The organism is Moorena producens PAL-8-15-08-1, assembly GCF_001767235.1.
Classification (GTDB): Bacteria; Cyanobacteriota; Cyanobacteriia; order Cyanobacteriales; family Coleofasciculaceae; genus Moorena; species Moorena producens_A.
In genome coordinates this window covers 2107007-2128775 of record NZ_CP017599.1, presented here as the reverse complement: position 1 = coordinate 2128775, position 21769 = coordinate 2107007, and the positions used below count along the sequence as shown (strand labels likewise).

Below are 21769 nucleotides of genomic sequence, written 5' to 3'. Positions count from 1 at the left end.
TTAGAAGTTACCGTAAGAATAGTGGAGCCTTTATAGTTAGTCGGCTATGAGTAAAAAGTTTTAACCTTTCTTGATGCAGTCGCTCATGGGGGAAACCCCCTGTTCCCTTGCTGCATCGCTTTTGATTAAGGCTCCACTATTCTAAGGCGCGCGTTTCCGGCACACCGAAACCTAGGTCATAGACCAAATACGCTTGTGGATTTAAAGTTACCGTAAGAATAGTGGAGCCAATAAGCGTCGGTCGGTTATGCAGCATAGGGGAAAGGTTTTGTAGTAAGGCTCCACTATTAATCAGGTTTCGTCTCCAAGGAGACCTCTATTTTTCCTGGCTCCGGCAAGGGATAACAAGTCACCCCGTGGAAGCAAGAATCCCCGTCCTTCCAGGGCGGGGAGTGTCAATTGATAGAAATAGTGACAACTAGGATAAAGCTGATGGAGTCTTTATTATTATTGTTGTTGCTATATCATTCTTTATCTGTCATTTCTGATCGATTATATAGCGTTGAGTGCACTGATGAGGTAAGGAGTTGCGCAAAAATAACTTACCTATTACAGGCTAATTTTGACAAGGATTGAGGAACGTAATTCCTTGATAAGCAAGAGTTACACCTCTCAATTAGTATGCAGAAATTGGAGAATTATTACTGCGCAATTCCTAAAGTCTTCTTTGAGGCAGATTCCCTGTCTTGATGCAGTCGCTCATGGGGGAAACCACGGCAGTCGCTCATGGTTTGGGTTCTGTGTGCGGAACCTGCGTCCGCACCTTGTAATAGCATGTCAGCTTAAATGCACCTAATATAGAAGAGTTGCTGAGGCTCGAAGCCACTATGCCCAAACGAATCAGTATCATCCCGCATTACTACATTGATCAAGAACGAACAACGTTACCGTCAGACAACTGATGGGATTGAGCGCTCACACTATCAAATCATCTGGTTACTCGCCCAAGGCCTACCCACCGAGGAAGTGGTCGTAGTAACTGGCTATAGTCGGGACTGGATTTATGAGCTGGTGCGCAGTTACAACCGCCTCGGAGTAGAAGCGTGTGCGTGATTTACGCCGTCACAATCGAGGAGGTGTACCGAAACTCAATGATGTACAACAAGCCCAATTGCTCGAAGCCTTACATCGCACCTGCCCCGGAGGTCGGTTTGGGTCATGGACGCTTGCGTCACTGATTACCTGCACGAAGCCTTTGGCATCTGTGTGAGTCGTCAACAAGGGTGGGTGTATCTCAAACAAATGGAATTCCGCCTGAGAGTACCTCGTCCGGAACATCAACAGGCAGATTACGAAGCTCAGGAGGAGTGGAAAAAAAAGCTGGCCGCCGAGGTAAAGAGGGTACAACAGGAGTATCCCGACGCTACCGTCGAGAAAAAGGCCGAGGATGAACATCGTATTGGCGCGGCCACACTGACTCGTCGCATCTGGGTGGAAGCAGGGGTTCCGCCCATAGCCAAGGTTAACTGGAAGCGAGAATGGTTGTGGTTGTATGGCGCAAGTCCAACCCCAAACTGGAGAAACTTACTGGTGGCTTTTACCCAAAGTCAACACCAAGCTATTCTCCCAGGTGCTCGAAGACAAAGCCTGCGCATTTCGGAGTCGGTTCAAATAAACGAGTGATTCTCCCTCTCGACCAGGCAGGCTGGCATATGAGCACAAAGCTCTCCGTGCCAGAAGGGATTCACCTGTTACCCCTGCCACCCTCAACTCCTGAGTTACAGCCCGCTGAGCGGTTATGGCCGTTAGTAAATGAACCGTTAGCTAACCTTGCCAATGACCGCTATGAATTGGTCGAAGATTTGGTCGAACGCCGATGTCGCCAATTACTCCAACAGCAGAAGTTGATTGAGGGGTTGACATTCTATCATTGGTGGCCCGAGGTGAAGGGGGCGCGCTGCAGGGGCATTCAACCTGACATGATATAAGCCCCGTGGGGACCCCCTTTGGCGGCGCTGCCTCCCCAAGACCGCGCTGGATCGCTTAAAACAATCTTGAATATTGCCTTTTGCCTTTTGCCTTTTGCCTTTTGCCTTTTGCCTTTTGCCTTTTGCCTTTTGCCTTTTGCCTTTTGCCTTTTGCCTTTTGCCTTTTGCCTTTTGCCTTTTGCCTATTGCCTTTTGCCTTAAAAGGATAAGCAATGTCGCTCACTCGTTATGAAAATTGCCATACCTTACCTTAAAGCTATCTATATCTACCCGATTAAATCCCTAGATCGGATTGAACTCCAAACCGCCACTCTCCTCAAAAGTGGTGCCCTAAACCATGACCGGGAATTTGCCCTATTGGATCAGCAAGGTAAATTTGTCAATGGTAAGCGCAATGCCAAAGTCCACTTGCTGCGCTCGGTCTTCCATATCGAATCCCAATTGCTATCGCTACAGATTCAGGGCACAAACCAAAACATTACCTTTCATATTGATCACGGGCGAACTGCTCTGGAAGCTTGGTTAAAGGATTACTTCGATTTTCCAGTTAAAGTAGTGCAGAACACCAGCACTGGTTTTCCAGACGATACCAATGCTCTAGGTCCTACTATTATTAGTAGCGCTACCATTGAAACCGTTGCTTCTTGGTTCCCTGAAATAAGTCCTGAAGACATACGACGTCGGGTTCGAGCCAATCTAGAAATTGGAGGAGTTCCCGCTTTCTGGGAAGACCAATTGTTTACCGAATCAGGGCAATCTATTCACTTTAAAGTAGGAGAGGCTTTGATAGAAGGAATTAATCCCTGTCAACGTTGTATTGTTTTAGCACGAGACCCTCAAACAGGAGAGGCTACTGCTAATTTCCAAAAGACTTTCATGGCAAGGCGCAAGGAAACTCTACCATCTTGGACAACCAGCGCTCGTTTCAATCATTTCTACAAATTAAGCGTGAATACAAACGTGCCTGCTTCAGAAGCTGGTAAATTCTTGCACCAAGGGGATCCCATCCAAATCCTGAAGGTGAGTCAAGATTGAGTAGGCTTTTTGCAGAAGTCAGGAAAAGCGACTGCATCAAGACAGCGATCGCTTATAAACAAAGTGATTAACCGAACGTGATATCAATTGTCAACCCTAAACCGTGAACTTTCAACACCAATCAATATGGGAAATTTTATTAAATAAAACTTTTTGACTTTTTTGCGGATTCGTCGCTCTGGAATTGAAGTAGAGATTTAGGTACATCTGAACAAACAGAAGCCAGACAAAACCTCTACCTACCAAATGTTTAAACCTCAGAGCAATGAATCATCAGTGGAACAATGTATTTCTGAAAGTCAGCACCTGGCTAGTGGCTGAGATCATCCTAAATTTGATTGGTCTAGATAACCTCGCCGATTATGGCGAATTCGTCTTCGATAAAGAGGTTTTAATCTCAACATCTCACCATCAAGTCTCACGGGTTTTCCCCCCTCGCCACTCCCAAGGCTTGTTTTAACAGTTTCCCCTCAACCGTCAACCGTCAACAAATTCTAAGCTTATAGCACTACCCATTAAAGTTAGGACATTGATACAAGCTGAAAGGCTAATGCACGTAAACTTTTGCCTCTTGCCTCTTGCCCTTGCGCGTAGCGCTATATTACTGAAGACTAATAGTCAAGCAACCCTACGGCAACCCCTCAGGCTAAAACACTTCAGCCTGTGAAGTACCCCAACCTGCAACGCTCTCGGTTGGGGCTTCCAATTCTCAGGTCAACTCAGGGACGGTTTTATTCGTCAATAGGGCTTCCCGCGCGCGTCCCCGACGCCTCAACCAGAGGCGCGCGCCTGCTGGAATTGGTCTTACTCAGCGTCCACAGGCAGACATCCGCCTTCTAAGGACGTATAACTTTTACGACAGACTCACCTTGGAATTACAGCACTATGGCCAACCAGCCGGGGTTTGTCTCTTCCCGAAGACGAAACCTTAGTAGAGGGTCGCCTTTATGGTTGGTCGGCTATGCATAAAAAGGTTAAATCTTTATGATTAAGGCTCCACTCTACTTACGGTAACTTCAAACCCTGAGCTCTGAAGCGTACTTTTACACCTTGAAGGTAGCCTTTTAGTCAGTCAGGCGGGTCATCGACCAACATTATTTTAGCACGAATCGTCATAAGTTGTCGTCTCGCTATCCATCCCCACCGTGAAAGACGGTGGGGAATTCCGCGAGTTTTGTTAATCAATATTTAATCAATATGGAGCTAAGCGGATTCGAACCGCTGACCCCCTCAATGCCATTGAGGTGCTCTACCAACTGAGCTATAACCCCGTAATTCTGTAGTCCATTATCTAGTCTACCTTGATAGCTCAGCTAAGTCAAGTGTTTTGAGAATTAAATTATCTCGATCAGTAGAATACGCTGGGAGACTGAGCCATTTGGGTAATATACCCCATGCAGCTGTTCATCAGAAAATAAACCACTAACATAGCTGCTGCTGACATAGCTACTAAGGTACCAGCCAGCATCAGAGAGAACTCTTGGGTATCAAAGGCTTCCTGCATCAGGTGCAGTGACCAAGCCACCAAGGCCACATCAAATATTAGAATTATCACCAGCATTTTTTACAAAAATTAATATTGGATCCATATTTAGTTTAGCAGCTATAAAAATCGCTGCAAACCATTAAACTACTTAATACTACACAACAAAACTTAAATCTTTCGGAAAAATAATCCATTAGTCTACTATGGCAATCGCACCGGAATTTGGTGCTGGTTCAAATAAGTTTTAATTTGAGATACACTCAGTTGCCCGTAATGCAACAGGGAAGCTAGCAACGCTGCTTCGGCTTTGCCCTCAGTCAGAGCCTGATAAATATGATCGCAGTTGCCAGCACCACCCGAGGCAATCACTGGAATTTCGACCTGTTCAGCCATAGTGCGAGTTAGCTCTAAGTCATACCCAGCCTGGGTTCCATCCGCATCCATACTAGTAACCAGAAGTTCCCCAGCTCCCCGTTGTGCCACCTCTTTTGCCCATGCGATCGCATCAATACCAGTTTTCTCACGTCCTCCTCGCACGTAAACATTCCAACCGGGGTTATCGGGATCTTCCCGACGACGAGCATCAATAGCCACTACGATGCACTGATTACCAAAGCGGTCGCTCGCTTGATTAATAAAGTCGGGATTGCGTACAGCAGCCGAATTTATACTAACTTTATCGGCTCCTGCTCTTAATAATAATTTAATATTTTCTAAAGACTGGATGCCACCCCCCACGGTCAAGGGAATAAACACTTGTTCGGCTGTACGGTAGACTACATCAATAATAATGTCTCGGTCTTCATGGGTAGCAGTTATATCCAAAAACACCAGCTCATCTGCACCAGCATCATTGTAAACTTGTGCTAATTCCACTGGATCACCAGCGTCCTTAAGATTAACAAAGTTGACCCCTTTAACAACTCGCCCAGCTTTTACATCCAGACACGGTAAGATTCTCTTAGCCAGCATAAGTAAACTAAGTATGAAGTATGAAGGATAAAGTATGACCCATGGCCATAACGTCTTTTAGACAACAGTACCAAAACCCAGATAGAGAACCCAAATCCAATAAGAAACGAAAGGGTCGGGGTAATCCTCGTCAGAGGCAAAGCGATGGGGAGCTACTACTAGCAACGGCCACCGCTGAGGAAATTGGTCATCAAGAAGAGAGTATTAGACCACAGCGCTTAGCCGACTACATCGGACAAAAAGAACTCAAAGGAGTTTTGGAAATTGGCATTCAAGCTGCCAAAGCCAGAAATGAGGCCATGGATCACCTGCTGTTGTACGGACCACCAGGATTAGGGAAAACAACCATGTCCCTAATTTTGGCAACTGAGATGGAGGTGAATTGTAAAATTACTGCTGCACCTGCCTTAGAGCGTCCACGAGATATTGTGGGGCTTCTGGTTAATCTCAAACCTGGGGATATTTTATTTATAGACGAAATCCATCGTTTATCGCGCATGACAGAGGAATTGCTATATCCAGCCATGGAAGACTATCGATTGGATATCACTATTGGTAAGGGTCAGAGTGCCAAAACCCGCAGTATTCCTTTGCCACAGTTTACCTTAGTGGGGGCAACCACACGAGTAGGTTCTTTAACCTCACCCCTACGCGATCGCTTTGGTATGATCCAACGCTTACACTTCTATGAGATCGATGAATTGAGTTTAATTGTAACGAGGACAGCTCAATTGCTCAAGGCCATAGTAACGGAAGATGGCGCTGAAGAAATTGCCCGTCGCTCTCGTGGCACACCTAGAATTGCTAACCGACTCCTGAGACGAGTGCGAGACTATGCTCAAGTCAAAGGCATTGAGCAAATTAACCAGGATGTAGCAGCTCAAGCGATGGAAATCTTTAATGTAGACCCGATGGGGTTAGATTGGACAGACCGACTGGTGCTAAAGGTAATGATTGAACAGTTCAATGGCGGACCAGTTGGTTTAGAAGCAGTGGCAGCCTCTACTGGAGAAGATGCTCAAACCATTGAAGAGGTTTATGAACCCTATTTGTTACAAATTGGTTTCCTGCACCGCACGCCTCGGGGTCGCGTCGCCACCTCAGCGGCTCGGAAACATTTGGGCTATGAGTAGTTGTTAGTAGTTAGTAATTAGTAGTTAATAGTCAGTAGCAAGGAATATCAAGATTGCGGTCTCACTTGAAATAATATATGAAACGCTTGATTCGAATTTTACTGATTTTACTGCTTGTCGTTGTATCGGCTGCTACGATAATCACACCCCCAGCAATGGCGCAAACCCAATTCCCAGAATTGACTAAGGCTCAGATCAAACAAATTAACCAATTAAGGAAAAAGGCATTTGCTGCTACGAATCAGGGCAAATTCCCAACCGCTGAAAATTACTGGACTCAGCTAATTAAGCTGTTGCCAGATAATCCCGTCGGTTGGAGTAATCGGGGTAACCTTAGAGTCAGCCAGAATAAATTAGACGATGCGATCGCAGACTTTACTCATGCCATTGAGTTAGCACCAGAAGCCACTGACCCTTATCTAAATCGCGGTACTGCCTATGAAGGACAAGGGCGATGGCAAGATGCCATTGCTGACTATGAGCGATTGCTAAAACTTGATCCCAATGATGCCATGGCTTACAACAACTTGGGGAATGCTAAGGCAGGACTAGGCCAATGGACAGAAGCGATCGCAAATTACCAAAAATCCATCGAGTTAGCACCCAAATTTGCCTTTGCCTATGCTAACTATGCTCTCGCCCTCTATCAAATTGGTGAAACCAAAGAAGCCATGGGCATCATGCGCAATACTATACGAAAATACCCCCAATTTGCCGATCTGCGAGCTGCTTTAACAGCCGTGTTGTGGGCTGACGGAAAACGGGGGGAAGCTGAGAGTAATTGGGTGGCAGCCGTTGGTCTCGATAAGCGATACCAAGACTTGGACTGGGTAGAGCATGTCCGCCGTTGGCCACCAATGATGGTTGAGGCGTTAGCAAATTTCTTCAACCTTAAGTGAAATTAACCTGATCAACCTTAGATTTTGTGACATACTCCCACACTGACTCGTTGAGTTTAGTGTGGGCTTCTTGCCAACTCCACCTATCGGTTCGGATACTCGGCAAGCTTTATTAACGACACGGGATGCCCCTCCGCGCCTGAACAATACAATAAGTTCTATTTTTAATTAGTAGGTGGCGGTTAGCTCTTAATTTATTTTCCCTACTACATCTAGTATAGACTATCTTCAATTTTAATTGTTTCGTTATTCCATGCATATGTTGTGGAAAATTCATCCCACACTCATGCTGCGCATGTTCGTTGTGGGGCTTCTTTTGCTAGAAGCTAAAGAGTCATGACTTCAGGACTTACGCAATAATTTTAGGTCTTAAGCATAAGTGTAGGGTGCGTTATTAACGCACCCTACACTCATAACACTTGACTAAACTATTGCTGTTCAAGCACGGTTACGAAGCAGCAGTTGTTTGAGGTTCCGACCCCGTGGCTCCCGGACAAATGCCAAAGGTAAAAGGGTAGCCAATCGCACCACTGCTGATAGGGCAAATAATGTTGGCAAACCACCGAAGTGAGGCAACTCCGCTAAAAAGCCACCAAACATACTACCTATAGCACCCCCTAATCCGGCTGATGATGCAGCTGCTGCAAAATACGTGGAGGGTTTGTGGGCTGGTGATATCTCGATTTGGATGTTATTGGCACACAGGTCAATGGCTGCCGCAGCTGAACCTGTTCCTAAGAATAAAAGGGGTAGCCAAACCCAAAGAGCGAGAGTTGTTGGGGTGCTGATCCCAAGCCAAAGTAAGGGCATCACAGATAGCAGAATCCCAACCATCACTAGTACTGGACGATTTCCGATCAGGTCAGACAACTTACCCCAGTAGATCAGCGTCAATAAACTTGCGCCAGCCGTCAGACTGGTATAGAGAGTTACCCAACCAACATCTAAGCCCAAATTGTCGAGCAGATAAACATTGAAAAAGGGAGCGCTGAGGGTGAAGCCAAACATCCACAATCCAAAGTAGAGTACAAAGATTAGGAAGTTTGTGTCTTTCAATAGAGCGACATAATCAGAAGGTGTCGGCTCCTCCTCAGACTCTAAGGTTTCATCAGTAGTCTCATCAGTCTTCGCAGTCTTCTTTGACGGTATCTGAGGAGTGACATCTACCATGAAGAACTGAAAGACTAGACTGAGTATTCCAGCTATGATACCCAAAATCAAGATGACGCCATAGCCTTGAACTTGCCCACCGTCCCAGGTAGAAACAATGTATCCCAGTAGGGGAACACAAAGTAGGTTGGTTAAATTAGTAAAGCTATTGCGCAGTCCAAAATAGCGCCCTCGCAGGCGAACAGGAACTAAAACCGCCATCCAGCTAGACCAAGAGGGACTACCCAAAGCTCCAAAAATGTGAGTGATCAGGTTAATCGCCAGTGTACACAACACTAGATGATGAGCTGGAGCCAGACCACTGCAGAACATCGCAATGCCTACTAGGACAAATAACCATAGTAGTCGCGAAGGAACGAAGGTTTTAATGATAAACCAGTGGCGACTGTAGGATCGGTCAGATAAATAAGCACCAATAGGCTGTAGAAAATTCGCCAGTAGAGGTATCCCTGAAAGAATACCGATTTCAAAGTTGCTAGCACCCAGTTGCAGCAAGAAGTTAGTGAGGAAAACCTCAGCTGTGATAGAGGAAAAGAAGGCAGAAAACACCCCGTCAAGGGTTGCAGCCCTCAGGCTAGAGCGAATATCTCCCTTGGGAATTTTTTCAGTAGGGCTAAGGGGCGGTCGTGCTTCCTTGTTTAGGGGCTTGAGCAACTCTGGCAATCGCGGCAAAGACGGAGCTTCTGGGGCGACATCGGATATGAGTCTGAGCATAGCGGTTCAGGTAGCTAGATAGAGAGGACTTAAATGGCGAATTTGATGGAGACGAGTAAATCGTATTGGTTGAGGTAACACCTGTACTGGATCGGCAGGCAGGTCGAAATTCCTATGCCATATCCTCCCTATAGCATCCCCCTTCTTGATGGGCGTAGCGTGCCCATAGCGTAACCCTCTTGGCTTGCTCTTAAATCCCCCCTATACCCTCTTGTAAAACCTCCTTTGGCTAAAAGGGGTTTTACAAGAGGAGTCTATGGCATTTACATCACGAGGGAAGTAAGACTTGCTTACTCTCGCAGAAGACCTACCTTAGTCTTCCGTACTCCTGGTAGAGTCCGGGAAGGTCTAGCTCCTGCGACATCTGCTATACACTCCGGTAACCCTTACTTTTCGAGAAGGGCTACTTTTCAATAACACTTATTCTCTAGCCTTCACCCAACCCCTTAGAAATACGAAAAGTAGTACTTTTCTATAATCCCTAAGGGTTACTTCCTAAGGGCTATGCCCTATGGGGAGAGCTATGGTCATGACGGGGTATAGCAGCGGAGGCTACGCTATTCAATTAACGGGGGAGCAAGGGGGCTAGACATGGAGCATGAGGAAAAATCACGCCAATGCCTTATTCCCTTGTTTAGGAATCCCGATGTAGCCAGAATCGATATCTACATATCAATACTGACCTAAGTACAGCTGTTGCCTTTTTTATCCCTGGGGCAACAGGTACCTTAAAAATAATATCTCAAAAAAAGTAAAATATTGCAACAAAAATACAATTAAGTATATTCACTGAAATCTTTCATCTGACGGATCGAGCCAAGAGGTACCACGACCTGGCTAGCGAAAAAAAAAAGGCGGGATCGCCTTCATAGTCTTGATCTCAGCCTTACGTAGTTCAGTTAGTCAAGAGTGTAGCCAGGATGAGGATCATGGATAATCATAATTAAAGCTAAAGATAAGTGGTGGTATAATAAAGATAAGCAATAATAAAGTTGGCTACTAACAGCTAGCTTTACCCCCATAAATATGGCTAGTAACAGCTTTACACCTTAAGAAATAAGGACACCTTAAGAAATAAGCTGTAGAAAGCCATATTGGAGACCTTAAGAAATAAGCTGTAGAAAGCCATCTTGGATGTCGAGTTATCTCAATCACCATATCTTCATCTGTATTTACTAATTATTTCTAGGTACATAGCCACCTCCTCAGACGGGAAAAAGTTTTCCCGTCTGAGGAGGTGCCCTTGCCGTCCTTACTTATCATGAAGCAAATCCTTTCGAGATGTCTAATTTTAGTATCTCTAATTGTGTTCCTAACTGGCTGTAGCCGCAGTATCGCCAGTGACATTTCTACTGTGACCCTCAGCGGCTGGCAGAGCAGCCCGGAGGAAAAACAGCTCCTTGAGCAGGTACTGAGGGAGTTTGAAGCATCACATCCTGGCATAAAAGTCAAGTTTGAAGTGATCACTGACCAATATATGGATGTCATTAAGACTCGGTTGATTGGTGATGCTGCTCCTGATGTCTTCTATGTAGATGCCCTAGATGCTCCCTTACTCATGACTCATGGAGTTTTGGAACCTCTTGATGATTACATCACTGAGGACCTAGATTTAGATGACTTTGCTCCCCATCTATCCGAAGCCTTCCAATCCGATGGCAAAACCTACGGATTACCTAAGGATTTTACAACCCTTGCCCTTTTCTACAATAGAAAATATTTCGATCAACTTAGTATAACTCACCCTCCCCAAACCTGGGAAGAGTTAGAGGACTATGCCAAAAAATTGACCAGGGATACAACTCACAATGGCAGGGTTGACCTATATGGGTTGGGCATGACGCCACAACTATCTCGTCACTACTTCATGATCAAAGCCTTTGGCGGTGAGTTAGTTGACCAGAAGGGCAAGGCTGTCTTCGCGACTCGCCAAAGCCTATCAGGTCTAACACCTTTGATGGATATGTATCGACAAAACCCTTCTGCTGCCATACCGTCAGACGTTGGAGCCAGTTCTGGAAGCGAAATGTTTGGCCAAGGCAAGGCAGCAATGGTTATTGAAGGTAGCTATGCGATTCCTTACCTACAAAAGACATTTCCCAAGATTGACTTTGGCACTGCAGAAGTTCCCAGTATCGGTAACCACAAAGGAAGCATGGTTTATACCGTTGCTTATGTCATGAATAAGCAAGCTAAAAATAAAGAGGCTGCCTGGGAACTTATTTCCTATTTGACTGGCAAGGAAGGGATGAAAGCTTGGGCGAAGGGAGGACTGGCAATCCCGGCTCGGAAATCGGTCATATCAGAACTTGGCTATGAACAGAATCCTCTGTACACCCCCTTTATCGCTGGTGCTGAGTACGCCACAATTTGGCAAGGGGATGAACAATTGCCAATATTTATGACCCATTTCGACAATCAGTTTCTTAGTGCTTTACTGGGTGAGCAATCTTTGAAGTCAGCCATGAAAAAAGCACAACAAACTGCTAACAAAGAAATTCAAGCAAGTAACTACTAACAAATGTCACTAGCTAAAGCTCAACTTGAAGTTGACCAAAACGTCAAATCGAGGGATGTCAAATTGAAGGGATTTTGGCAGAAAGCCAAAGTTAGGGAAGCTATATCTGGCTACCTCTTCATGGCTCCTACTATTCTAGTTTTAGGAACCTTTTTGATTGCACCAATTATCTATGCAATCTTCCTTTCATTCCATAAGGTTGAAATTTTAGGAGGGCTGAGTTATCGATTTGTTGAGTTAAAAAATTTCCTTCGTACCTTTGACGATGAGCGAGTTTGGATTGCGCTAAAAAATACAATTGAGTATGTCATTATTGTTGTTCCTTGTCAAACAATACTGGCTCTGGTTTTAGCTCTAGTCCTAAATAAAGAAATTAAAGGAAAAAAATGGTTTAGGATTATTTTCTTTCTCCCGACTGTCACTTCTTCAGCAGTTTTAACCCTAATATTTATCTGGATTTATAATTCTAATGGTCTACTTAATGGATTACTAGACTTTTTTGGTTTACCAACCTATAACTGGCTAGGAGACCCAAGCGTGGCTCTCAAATCCATTATGATTATGAATATTTGGTCTACAGCACCGTTTTTCATGGTGATTTACCTGGCTGCGCTACAAGATATACCTAGGTCCGTTTATGAAGCGGCAAAACTCGATGGTGCCAATGAGTTCGATCAGTTCATAAATATTACCGTTCCTTTACTCAAACCAGTTACATTTTTCGTTATGGTTATGGGTGTCATCGGTACGTTTCAGTTATTCGACCAGTCTTACATCTTCTCCGGTGGCACCGGTGGTCCAAACAACTCAACCCTGACGGTTGTGCTTCTGATCTACCAGTATGCGTTTAGAAGTCTGGATATGGGTTATGCCGCTGCACTGGCATTAATGTTAGCTGGTGTAATTCTAGTGACAACACTGATTCAACGCGGCTTCTTTAGAGAAGAAAAAGCGAATTAGGAGATCAAATAAGAGTGAATAATTTTCGTTGGATCAGAGGGATATTTTATAGCATTCTTATCCTCTATGCCATTATTACGTTTTTACCTTTTGCTTGGGCTTTATCAGCCTCCTTTAAACCCCTTGAGGAAATTATCGCTGGCGGGTTGAATTTTATCCCCCATGATTTTACCTTCGATAACTACCGCAATATTTTTATTGAATCCCCTTTGTTTGGGCGCTGGTTTTTAAACAGTGTCTTGGTTGGTGTTTGTGTAACCGGGTTGAATATTATATTTAACTCAATGGCAGGTTATGCCTTAGCCAGAGTTAAGTTTCCAGGTAATTCATTATTGTTGGGAATAATCTTGGCAGTTTTGATGATTCCTGGACAAGTCACCCTAATTCCTGGTTATTTAATCTTAAAGTCTTTGGGATGGCTGAATACCTACCAAGGATTGATTGTACCGAGTGCAGTGAATGCCACCTTTATTTTCATGATGCGGCAGTTCTTTATCAATTTTCCTAAGGAACTTGAAGAAGCTGCTGCCTTGGATGGATTAAGTCGCTGGGAAACCTTTTGGCAGGTTGTCCTGCCTTTAGCCAAGCCAGCTTTGGCAGCACAAGCTATCTTTATTTTTATGGGGTCCTGGAATAATTTCTTAATGCCCCTAATGATTACGTCTGACCCAGGAATGTTTACCCTTCCCTTAGGTTTAAATACCTTTAAGGGGCAATACATTAGTTATTGGAACTACATTATGGCAGCCTCAATGGTCTTTACTATACCGGCTTTGGGGATTTACGCCTTCTTCAATCGTTACTTTATCTCTGGGGTAACATTTACTGGGTCTAAAGGATGAGCTGGTGAAAGTGTAAAGGGTCAACTCCGACTAATCACAGAGAAACTGATATGCCAATGGCAAGGTCAAGAGCTTCCCGCTTTTAATGCAGCGAGGTCTTGGGGGTAACCCCAAGACCTCGCTTTTGTTTTCGTCAACCTGTGAATTTTTGGAAGATTGACTATTGACTTTGACTGACTTTGACTTTTAACCTCAAGGACTCTCAACCTTGGCCTTTTGGCCACGGGTGCGCGTTCAACTATTAACAACCATTAACCTTGATGTACTATTTTCTGAACCTGTTCAGGAGTCAGCTGCTCAACATTATTAAAAACCGCTGTTGCACCAGCAGCTTTTAGCCTCTCTCCATAAGCCTCCCGGTGTTCTGGTATTTCCTGCACATGAGGGGGTAAAATCCCTACCCCAAACCAAACTCGTTCTGGATGAGAGTCTCTGGCTTTTTCAACAGTGTACATGTCAGCAACTGTGTCACCAACGTAGATAACTGGCAATTTCACCTTAACTTGGTGCTTCTGTTCTAGTTGTAGAACTACGGCAAACAGTCCTGTAGGGTCAGGCTTACCAGGAGCATCCTCCATCGCAATTAAAACAGGCCCTTCCAGACCAAGTCGTCCTTCTAGGGCATAGTTCGCTTCCTGTCGTGTTGCGCCACTGAAAAAACCCCAAGGAATCCCTGCTGTGGTCAAACTCTCTAAATAACTGGGTTGTAACAATAACGGTTCGTCACAAATGTACCCAGTCCAATGGTTGGGATCTGTTCCTCGATAGCGAGAATTGAAAAAATCAACAAGGGCTTCATAGTCGAGAGGTAAATGCGAACGCATTTTTCCTTTAGCCTCAAAGTATCGATAAACTAATTCTCGCGATGCCTCCCAGTCGTTATTCCATAGCCCTTCCGATTTAAGTTGGTCAATCTCTACCATAGTGGGTCTATAGGCACCACCAGTGTAATGGTCTACTGTATCTGCGATCGCTCTACGGTAAGAACCACTAACGTCACGCACCACGCCGTCAATGTCGAACACCACTATGGCATTAAAGTTAGGAATAAATGTTTCTGAACTAGGCATCATGCACCCTTGGGCTAGTTGAGCCAATATTGCTGATCAGCACCAATAGTACCAACAATTTGATCACAAACCTATCCCTGAATCTTGATCAAGAACAGTCTTCTTGCGCTAAAATCATCAATTGTACAATAGATTATAGTTAAAGATAACCTGGGATATCTGAGGGAGGCCTGATTGTCAAAATTTCTATTAAAAGTTCTCTGGCTAGATGATAATGTAGCCTTGGCAGTTGATCAAATTGTCGGCAAAGGCACCAGCCCATTAACTTGTTACTTTTTCTGGCCCCGGAACGATGCCTGGGAACAGCTCAAGGATGAGATGGAAGCCAAACACTGGATTACTGAATCTGATCGCATTGAAATCCTCAACAAAGCCACTGAAGTAATTAACTACTGGCAAGAGGAAGGTAGGCGTAGACCTATGTCTGAGGCTCAGGCTAAGTTCCCGGAAGTCGTTTTTACTGGTAGTGCTTAATCCAGCCTTGCTGATTAATCTAATGATTGAGGGGAATTGGGAGTTGCTAACTGACCACTCATCTGACCATAGTTGAGATGATTCCTTAGTTGAACAACTTCCTTAATCGAATTACCTTAATCCAAGTAAAAGACTGACCGTGACCAACTCCAGACGTTCCCCTACCCCCATGTTTCGGGGGGTAGGAAGAGCGCGGAGCTTATAGGGTTTAAATCCCTTGGTTACTTCGTTTACGGGGTTATAATTTACCCATGTGTTACTACACCATGTGTTACTACACCATGCCACCAGCAGCTTGAAAGCGAGCACGGGCTTTCTTATAGGCTTGAGTTGCTTGGATTTTTTCTTGGGTATTCTCCTCGTTTTGAAGTTCTTCTAGACGAGCTTTTGCTTCGTTGAACTCAACACCTGCAGCATCCTTGTCAATTTCATCTTTGGACTCAGCACCATTGACAAGAATCGTCACTTCATTATCTTCAACTTCCACAAATCCACCCATCAGAGCAATTGGTATCCACTCTTTGTCTGAACGAATTCGCATCACACCAGTATCCAGCGCTGATAACAGAGGAGCATGATCACTCAATATGCCTAGCTGACCGGTAGTGCTGGGTAAAATTATTTCCTGTGCTTGGTCATCCCAGACGGTTTTGTCGGGAGCAATAATACGAACAGTTAAAGCCATCAGCAGAATGAATTGTGTTTGTTGGACCTTGGAAGTTTAGCAGCTTGAAAGTTACAGGTTACAGGTTGAAGGTTACAGGTTACAGGTTAACCTTCAACCTTGATAACCTGGCTTTGCATCAAACCTGACTTAACTCTTTAGTTTTTCAGCTTTAGCGATCGCTTGATCAATACTGCCCACCATGTAGAAGGCTTGCTCAGGAAGGTCATCCAATTCCCCTTTCAGAATCATTTGGAAGCCTTTGATAGTATCGTCCAAGCTAACATACTGACCAGGAGAACCAGTGAAGACCTCCGCTACAAAAAACGGTTGAGACAAGAAGCGCTCAATCTTGCGGGCGCGAGCCACGGTTAGTCTGTCATCCTCGGACAATTCATCCAAGCCCAAAATCGCGATAATGTCTTGGAGTTCCTTGTAACGCTGTAGAGTTGCCTGCACAGAACGAGCTGTTCCGTAGTGGTCTTCTCCCACAATGCTCGGTTGCAGCATGGTTGAATTAGAATCGAGGGGGTCCACAGCCGGGTAAATTCCCTTAGATGCTAGGCCACGGGACAACACCGTTGTACCATCCAAGTGAGCAAATGTAGTGGCTGGGGCTGGGTCGGTCAAGTCGTCAGCTGGTACATATACTGCCTGAATGGAGGTAATTGAACCCTCGTTAGTGGAGGTAATCCGTTCTTGCAGAGCACCTACGTCTGTTCCCAAAGTAGGTTGATATCCTACAGCAGAAGGCATTCTTCCCAAAAGAGCAGACACTTCCGAACCAGCTTGTACAAACCGGAAGATGTTATCGATAAACAGCAACACGTCCTGCTTGTTAACATCCCGGAAGTACTCAGCCATGGTCAAAGCTGACAGACCCACCCGCATCCTCGCACCGGGGGGTTCATTCATCTGACCATAAACTAGGGCAATTTTCGACTCGTTTAGATCATCCGGGTTGATCACCTTGGATTCCATCATTTCGTTGTAGAGGTCGTTCCCTTCACGGGTACGCTCTCCCACACCGCCAAATACTGATACTCCACCGTGTTTCGTGGCGATGTTGTTGATCAACTCCATCATGATCACGGTTTTGCCGACTCCAGCGCCGCCAAAAAGACCAATCTTACCACCACGTCGATAAGGAGTCAGCAGGTCGATTACTTTAATACCCGTCTCGAATACTGAGGGCTTAGTTTCCAGCTCAGTTAACTTGGGAGCAGGGCGGTGAATTGGGAAGCGCTCCTCAGATTCTGCCGGTCCTCTGTTATCTACTGGTTCACCCAAGACATTGAAAATCCGTCCTAAGGTAGCCTTGCCGACGGGTACACTAATGGGGGCACCAGTATCAATAACGTCCATACCCCGCACCAGACCGTCTGTACCACTCATGGCAACAGAGCGCACTTGGTTATCCCCGAGAAGCTGCTGCACTTCGCAGGTCACAGCAACATCTTGTCCAGCTTCATTTTTGCCTTCAATTCTCAAGGCATTGTAAATCTGCGGCATTTTGCCGCTGGGAAACTCTACGTCAACAACCGGACCGATAATTTGGGCAATAGCGCCCGTGTTTGTTTGTTCTGCGGTGCCTACCATATTGCGCTTATTTAGTCAAGCTATTGTTACAGATTTTGGAAAACAGTCTTAACATTTAGTAATGCCACTCTCCAGATTACCACTGTTGGGGTTCAACCGTATCGCAACTTGATCCCAAATTAAATATAAATAGGACTATAGCTTCCATCCCTTAGGGGTGGGCGAGCATCCCTTGGTTCATCATCACCTTCAAAGGTGATCCGATAATTTTTCAGTCAAGTAATAGGCTCAATTTAGCTAGACACCCCAAACCGGTTTGCCCCACAACCGGCCTAATTTTGAAGTAGCTTGTCACCCCTTCAGCTACTAGATACTTACTCTTCTTCTTGAGTCAAGCGTTGGTATTCTTCCTGTAATAGTTTTTCCTTAACTCGTCGGATGGGTAGATTAGCAATTAGTGCTGTTGCCCGTTGGTTGCTTTCTAAAGAAAACTCTGACCCCTCGGGATCAATCTCAACGTAGCGAGAGACCACCTCCAGAATGTCTTGCCGCATCGACTCCACCATTTTAGGACTCAGGTCAGAGCGATCATGGGCAATTACCAGTTGGAGGCGGCGCTTAGCCTCCTCACGGCTGCTTTGAGCACTCCTCCAGGAAAAAAGTTGTTCTAGAATTTCGATAATCATGGGGCTTTTTGGAGTAGTGAATAATCACACAGGGGGAGATGGAAGAGGCTCTTTGGCAAAACTAGTTGTTGGCAATTCACAATCTAAAACCTTATTGGAACAGGCGGCGTAAGCGGCTGATTAGGTTGTCGTGTTCTGCCATCAGGTCGAGGAAGGAAATATTTGCACCTTCTAAGCGTGCAGCAATGTTTTCAATGGCAATTCCAGGCAGGGTTTTCTTTTCTGATAAGATCAAGGGTTCCCCCTGATTACTGGAGACAATCACCCGTTCGTCATCGGGGATAACACCAATTAGGGGAATAGCAAGAATTTCTTGGACATCTTGAACTGACATCATCTGATCCGCTTTTACCATTGTGGCTTTCAGGCGGTTGACAATTAGGCGGGTATTTTTGATTCCTTCCGCTTCCAGTAAGCCAATAACTCGGTCAGCATCCCGCACTGAGGTAATCTCTGGTGTAGCAACGATTAGGGCTTCAGTAGCTGCCGTAACTGCATTTTTAAACCCACTTTCGATTCCTGCTGGAGAGTCCACCAAGATGTACTCGTAATTCTTGGCTAACACCCCCAACAACTTTTTCATTTGGTTGGGGTTAACGGCTTCTTTGTTACGACTTTGGGCTGCCGGTAACAGGACTAGTCCTTCCTGCCGTTTGTCTTTGACCAAAGCCTGGTCTAAGCGGCACTGACCTGTTAAGACTTCAATAGCTGTGTAGACTACCCGATTTTCTAGTCCCAACAGCAGGTCTAAGTTTCTCAAACCAAAATCTGCATCCACTAAGGCAACTCGACGACCCAGACGAGCTAGGGCTAAACCTAGATTGGCGGTAATGGTAGTTTTACCCACCCCTCCTTTGCCAGAGGTGACAACAATAATTCGACTCATGAATTCAACGACAAGTGGGTTTTAGCAACATCAGCAGCTCTAGCAATACGAATTCCAAGGGAAGTCACGTAAGCTACTTCAGGATAGTACTGAAGTGGCGGTGTCTCCGGTGCCCTAGCTACAGCATCAGCAATCCGCAACTGGGTGGGTTCCATTTTTAATGCCATAATCCGACATTTTCGATTACCATTCGCACCGGCGTGGGCAATGCCTCGTAGATGCCCCCAAACAAATATATCCCCAGCTGCGATCAATGCACCACCAGGGTTCAAGTCTCCTATTATAACAATAGTGCCAGGGTGACGGATCTCTATCCCAGAACGCACGGTCATTTGTAAGTACAGAGGTTCTGCGAGTAATTCAGTAGGTTGATCAATCTTTTGATTCAAAGAGTACTTAGGAGTTTCTTGTTCTACTGAGTACCCAGCAGCTGCAGCAGCCACAGCGGTTTGTCGGCGCGTGGTGTAAACTCGCTTTAGCCTTAACTGGACTGCCCCAAGGGCATCAGCGATCGCTTGTAGCTTCATCCCATCCAGCAATTGATCCCCAGCCATCAGATCCACACTGGATTCAGGCTGCCAAAAGCGCTCTCCACCATTGAGGCGATGCTTGAATTGTTCCCATAGATCCGACCAATTGGCAGTACTAGGGTTTTTAGTGGCTGGTGGCAAGATCAACAACAGCCGTTTCCCCTCACTTTTTAAGCGAACTTGCCCTTGGCAGTTAACTACCGAGTTGCGGTCGTCGGAAACCGTTGAAACTGGTGATGGTTGGGCAGAATCAGAAGTCATGCAACAAGGAGCTAGATTAGTTAACGCACCGAAGATAGATTCTTCCGTGATCATACCTTCTTCAGCAAGTTCTGCTGGATAACTGTTGAGAATTTTAGCTAATGGTGGTATGGGGCAAAAGGGGAATATACTTAAATAGTGCTATTGCTCTGTCACCCCACTCCCACAACCGATATCCTGTCAAACATTCTTACTCTGCACTCAATCGACGGTAAACCGTGACCAAGCCATTCACATCTCCCACATTGCCAGGAAATAGCACTACAGGTAAATTAGGAAACTGGGGATGGTCAGCAGAGGTTAGTACCATTGAGCATCCAGGCAGGATCTGACCCAGTAGTCGTGCTGACCTCAAAGCCAGACCAGTACTTAAGACATCATTAGAGGTAATACCCCCTTTACTGATTAAAAACCCAATATCTTTAGGTAATCCCCTCACGATATCCATCAATAAGCCTGAAACTACTGCTCCAAAGGCCAGCCGTTTCTGGACATCCTCAAAAACCAATTCCTGGCGAGAGGTATAAACCACCGGTGTTTTACCACCACTGTGAATTTCCTGAACCCGCTCGAGAATACTTGCCAAAAGTTTGGCTCGCTGCTGTTGGGATTCATCTAGTAAATTGGCAACATTTACCTCAATCGCCCCAATCCCAGATGCTCCCAATAGCTGCTCCAGCTGCTGGGTAGTCTTTTTAACATGGGAACCCACAATCACAACTCCTGGTTTCCCCTGTCGGACATACTGAGCCATATCTATAGGAGCCACGGGTTGGGGGCCAAGACTAGCAAGGGAGGTTAAAATACTAGCAGCAGAGCGAAACAGAAAGCGTTTCCCTTGGCCAGCAGCCTTTAAGACATCTGCCGCAAATTGATCTAAATCCCCTTGGGTTTCCCCATCCACAACGCCACACTGGTTATTGGAAAGTTTGAGAAGACGCTCCAAGCTACCGTTACGAATATCTGCTAGTAAAAACGGCTCGACCGCATTAGCCTTGATCTGACCTTTGGTCTTTTCTTCGACATAATCGGGTAAATAACTATGGCGATATCCAAATACCGAGTCACGGGCAAACTCCGTTTCATGCACTGGTGTTCTATTACCATCAATGATTAGGTAATGCACACTATCGACAGTTACTCGTCCTCCCTCAAAGAATGCGGGGACTAAGAAATGGGCATCAAATGGTCCGACTTCCTGGGCGATTACATCAGTTTCGACCGGATAATGCCCCCGCAAGGTGGAGTCAGAGCGACTGACTACCATAAAATCTGTAATTCCTTCAGCATCTATGGCCATTTTCAGGTTATGGCAAACTTCCCGAGTCACAGTTGCTGCTTGCTCTGGGTTAAGAGCTCTGGTATTAGTAAGAATAAAAAAGATTGGGGAGTCATCCCTTAGTCCCAGCCGCAATGTATCCACATCCCAGTGCATCAGCAACAAGCAGCTGTGAACAGTCTGGGAGCCAGTCGGGTCATCATCGAGGACAATAATTTTTGGTTTTTTGCTCATTTCCTAAGCCTGTCATTGAAATCAGTTATTTACGATGGTAATCGGGAATGGGTAATCGGGAATAGGTAATTGCTGATTCTGATAGCAATGCTTCTAATGATTAGGACATAAAGCTAAATCAATCGGGAGATTTATATAAAATATAATAGCACAATGCCATTCACTAAAAAACAAAATAACAACCAATTAATTATTTTGATTATTAACTAGTTTTAAGGCTGTCAAGATAGTTATAATAAACTTTATATTGTCTAGTAACACATCTTACCAATTATTAAAAAATCTATAAACTTAGTGATAGTTGATAAGGTTAAAAAAATCAGCTATAATTATAAGTATAGACCAGTGATAACTGATTGTTTATAACTAGTTATACTTCCCTGATCTTACCCATTACCTAGTTTAACGAGGATGTTAACGTTTAATTTATATAATTGCTATATAATAAGGGGTCACTAAGCAGCAATAATTTACAGTATATAAACTATT

19 protein-coding genes, 1 tRNA gene and 1 pseudogene are annotated in these 21769 nt (G+C 45.0%); 10 read left to right on the top strand and 11 right to left on the bottom strand.

What is annotated here, in order from left to right; genetic code table 11:
• Positions 1 to 827: 827 nt before the first annotated feature.
• From BJP34_RS36320 to BJP34_RS08180, 4 genes and pseudogenes are all read left to right on the top strand, one after another.
• Positions 828 to 1928 (top strand): annotated as a pseudogene (locus BJP34_RS36320) (IS630 family transposase).
• 18 nt (positions 1929 to 1946) lie between these two features.
• Positions 1947 to 2129 carry a hypothetical protein gene (locus BJP34_RS42740; protein WP_083305052.1) on the top strand — a complete coding sequence of 61 codons (183 nt, stop codon included), beginning with the start codon at positions 1947 to 1949 and terminating at the stop codon, positions 2127 to 2129.
• Between the two features lie 27 nt (positions 2130 to 2156).
• Complete coding sequence (locus tag BJP34_RS08185; RefSeq protein ID WP_070391921.1) at positions 2157 to 2963, top strand: MOSC domain-containing protein; 807 nt, start codon at positions 2157 to 2159, stop codon at positions 2961 to 2963.
• Positions 2964 to 3228: 265 nt separating this feature from the next.
• The gene (locus tag BJP34_RS08180) at positions 3229 to 3423 is read left to right on the top strand and encodes a hypothetical protein (protein WP_070391920.1); all 195 of its coding nucleotides are present in this window, start codon (positions 3229 to 3231) and stop codon (positions 3421 to 3423) included.
• Between the two features lie 738 nt (positions 3424 to 4161).
• On the opposite strand, the gene BJP34_RS08175 is transcribed toward BJP34_RS08180, so the two are convergent.
• The 3 genes from BJP34_RS08175 to hisF all read right to left on the bottom strand — a co-directional run bounded on the left by BJP34_RS08175 (position 4162) and on the right by hisF (position 5421).
• Positions 4162 to 4234 (bottom strand) — tRNA-Ala (locus tag BJP34_RS08175).
• 77 nt (positions 4235 to 4311) lie between these two features.
• Positions 4312 to 4524 carry a hypothetical protein gene (locus BJP34_RS08170; RefSeq protein ID WP_008183028.1) on the bottom strand — a complete coding sequence of 71 codons (213 nt, stop codon included), beginning with the start codon at positions 4522 to 4524 and terminating at the stop codon, positions 4312 to 4314.
• 126 nt (positions 4525 to 4650) lie between these two features.
• Positions 4651 to 5421, bottom strand: a complete 771-nt coding sequence (hisF, locus tag BJP34_RS08165) for an imidazole glycerol phosphate synthase subunit HisF (RefSeq protein WP_070391919.1) — start codon at positions 5419 to 5421, stop codon at positions 4651 to 4653.
• Positions 5422 to 5462: 41 nt separating this feature from the next.
• On the opposite strand from hisF, the gene ruvB reads away from it, so the two are divergent.
• A complete protein-coding gene (ruvB, locus tag BJP34_RS08160; RefSeq protein WP_070391918.1) occupies positions 5463 to 6554 on the top strand; it encodes a Holliday junction branch migration DNA helicase RuvB in 1092 nt (363 codons plus the stop codon).
• Positions 6555 to 6631: 77 nt separating this feature from the next.
• Positions 6632 to 7453 carry a tetratricopeptide repeat protein gene (locus BJP34_RS08155; protein WP_070391917.1) on the top strand — a complete coding sequence of 274 codons (822 nt, stop codon included), beginning with the start codon at positions 6632 to 6634 and terminating at the stop codon, positions 7451 to 7453.
• Positions 7454 to 7891: 438 nt separating this feature from the next.
• On the opposite strand, the gene BJP34_RS08150 is transcribed toward BJP34_RS08155, so the two are convergent.
• Complete coding sequence (locus tag BJP34_RS08150) at positions 7892 to 9337, bottom strand: MFS transporter (protein ID WP_070391916.1); 1446 nt, start codon at positions 9335 to 9337, stop codon at positions 7892 to 7894.
• Between the two features lie 1261 nt (positions 9338 to 10598).
• Between BJP34_RS08150 and BJP34_RS08145 the strand changes: the two genes are divergently transcribed.
• From BJP34_RS08145 to BJP34_RS08135, 3 genes are read left to right on the top strand one after another with little or no spacing between them, the layout of a single operon-like run.
• On the top strand, positions 10599 to 11855 hold the full coding sequence (locus tag BJP34_RS08145) for an ABC transporter substrate-binding protein (RefSeq protein WP_070391915.1): 1257 nt from the start codon (positions 10599 to 10601) through the stop codon (positions 11853 to 11855).
• 3 nt (positions 11856 to 11858) lie between these two features.
• On the top strand, positions 11859 to 12815 hold the full coding sequence (locus BJP34_RS08140) for a carbohydrate ABC transporter permease (protein WP_202972076.1): 957 nt from the start codon (positions 11859 to 11861) through the stop codon (positions 12813 to 12815).
• A gap of 14 nt (positions 12816 to 12829) precedes the next feature.
• On the top strand, positions 12830 to 13657 hold the full coding sequence (locus BJP34_RS08135) for a carbohydrate ABC transporter permease (protein ID WP_070391914.1): 828 nt from the start codon (positions 12830 to 12832) through the stop codon (positions 13655 to 13657).
• A gap of 251 nt (positions 13658 to 13908) precedes the next feature.
• On the opposite strand, the gene BJP34_RS08130 is transcribed toward BJP34_RS08135, so the two are convergent.
• Complete coding sequence (locus tag BJP34_RS08130; protein WP_070391913.1) at positions 13909 to 14727, bottom strand: TIGR01548 family HAD-type hydrolase; 819 nt, start codon at positions 14725 to 14727, stop codon at positions 13909 to 13911.
• A gap of 174 nt (positions 14728 to 14901) precedes the next feature.
• Here BJP34_RS08130 and BJP34_RS08125 point away from each other — a divergent pair, with 174 nt between their 5' ends.
• Positions 14902 to 15201: a 30S ribosomal protein PSRP-3 gene (locus BJP34_RS08125; protein ID WP_070391912.1), complete on the top strand. Its 300-nt coding sequence runs from the start codon at positions 14902 to 14904 to the stop codon at positions 15199 to 15201.
• A gap of 274 nt (positions 15202 to 15475) precedes the next feature.
• Here BJP34_RS08125 and atpC read toward each other — a convergent pair whose 3' ends face one another.
• From atpC to BJP34_RS08095, 6 genes are all read right to left on the bottom strand, one after another.
• Entirely contained in the window at positions 15476 to 15886 is a 411-nt protein-coding gene (gene atpC / locus BJP34_RS08120; protein ID WP_070391911.1) for an ATP synthase F1 subunit epsilon, read from the bottom strand.
• Between the two features lie 129 nt (positions 15887 to 16015).
• Positions 16016 to 17464: a F0F1 ATP synthase subunit beta gene (gene atpD, locus BJP34_RS08115; RefSeq protein ID WP_070391910.1), complete on the bottom strand. Its 1449-nt coding sequence runs from the start codon at positions 17462 to 17464 to the stop codon at positions 16016 to 16018.
• Between the two features lie 314 nt (positions 17465 to 17778).
• The gene (minE, locus tag BJP34_RS08110; protein ID WP_070391909.1) at positions 17779 to 18090 is read right to left on the bottom strand and encodes a cell division topological specificity factor MinE; all 312 of its coding nucleotides are present in this window, start codon (positions 18088 to 18090) and stop codon (positions 17779 to 17781) included.
• A gap of 91 nt (positions 18091 to 18181) precedes the next feature.
• On the bottom strand, positions 18182 to 18976 hold the full coding sequence (gene minD, locus BJP34_RS08105; protein WP_070391908.1) for a septum site-determining protein MinD: 795 nt from the start codon (positions 18974 to 18976) through the stop codon (positions 18182 to 18184).
• Positions 18973 to 19767: a septum site-determining protein MinC gene (gene minC / locus BJP34_RS08100; RefSeq protein ID WP_070396550.1), complete on the bottom strand. Its 795-nt coding sequence runs from the start codon at positions 19765 to 19767 to the stop codon at positions 18973 to 18975. The genes minD and minC overlap by 4 nt, the downstream gene beginning before the upstream one ends.
• Positions 19768 to 19957: 190 nt before the next feature.
• A complete protein-coding gene (locus tag BJP34_RS08095) occupies positions 19958 to 21280 on the bottom strand; it encodes a four-carbon acid sugar kinase family protein (RefSeq protein ID WP_070391907.1) in 1323 nt (440 codons plus the stop codon).
• Positions 21281 to 21769 lie beyond the last annotated feature (489 nt).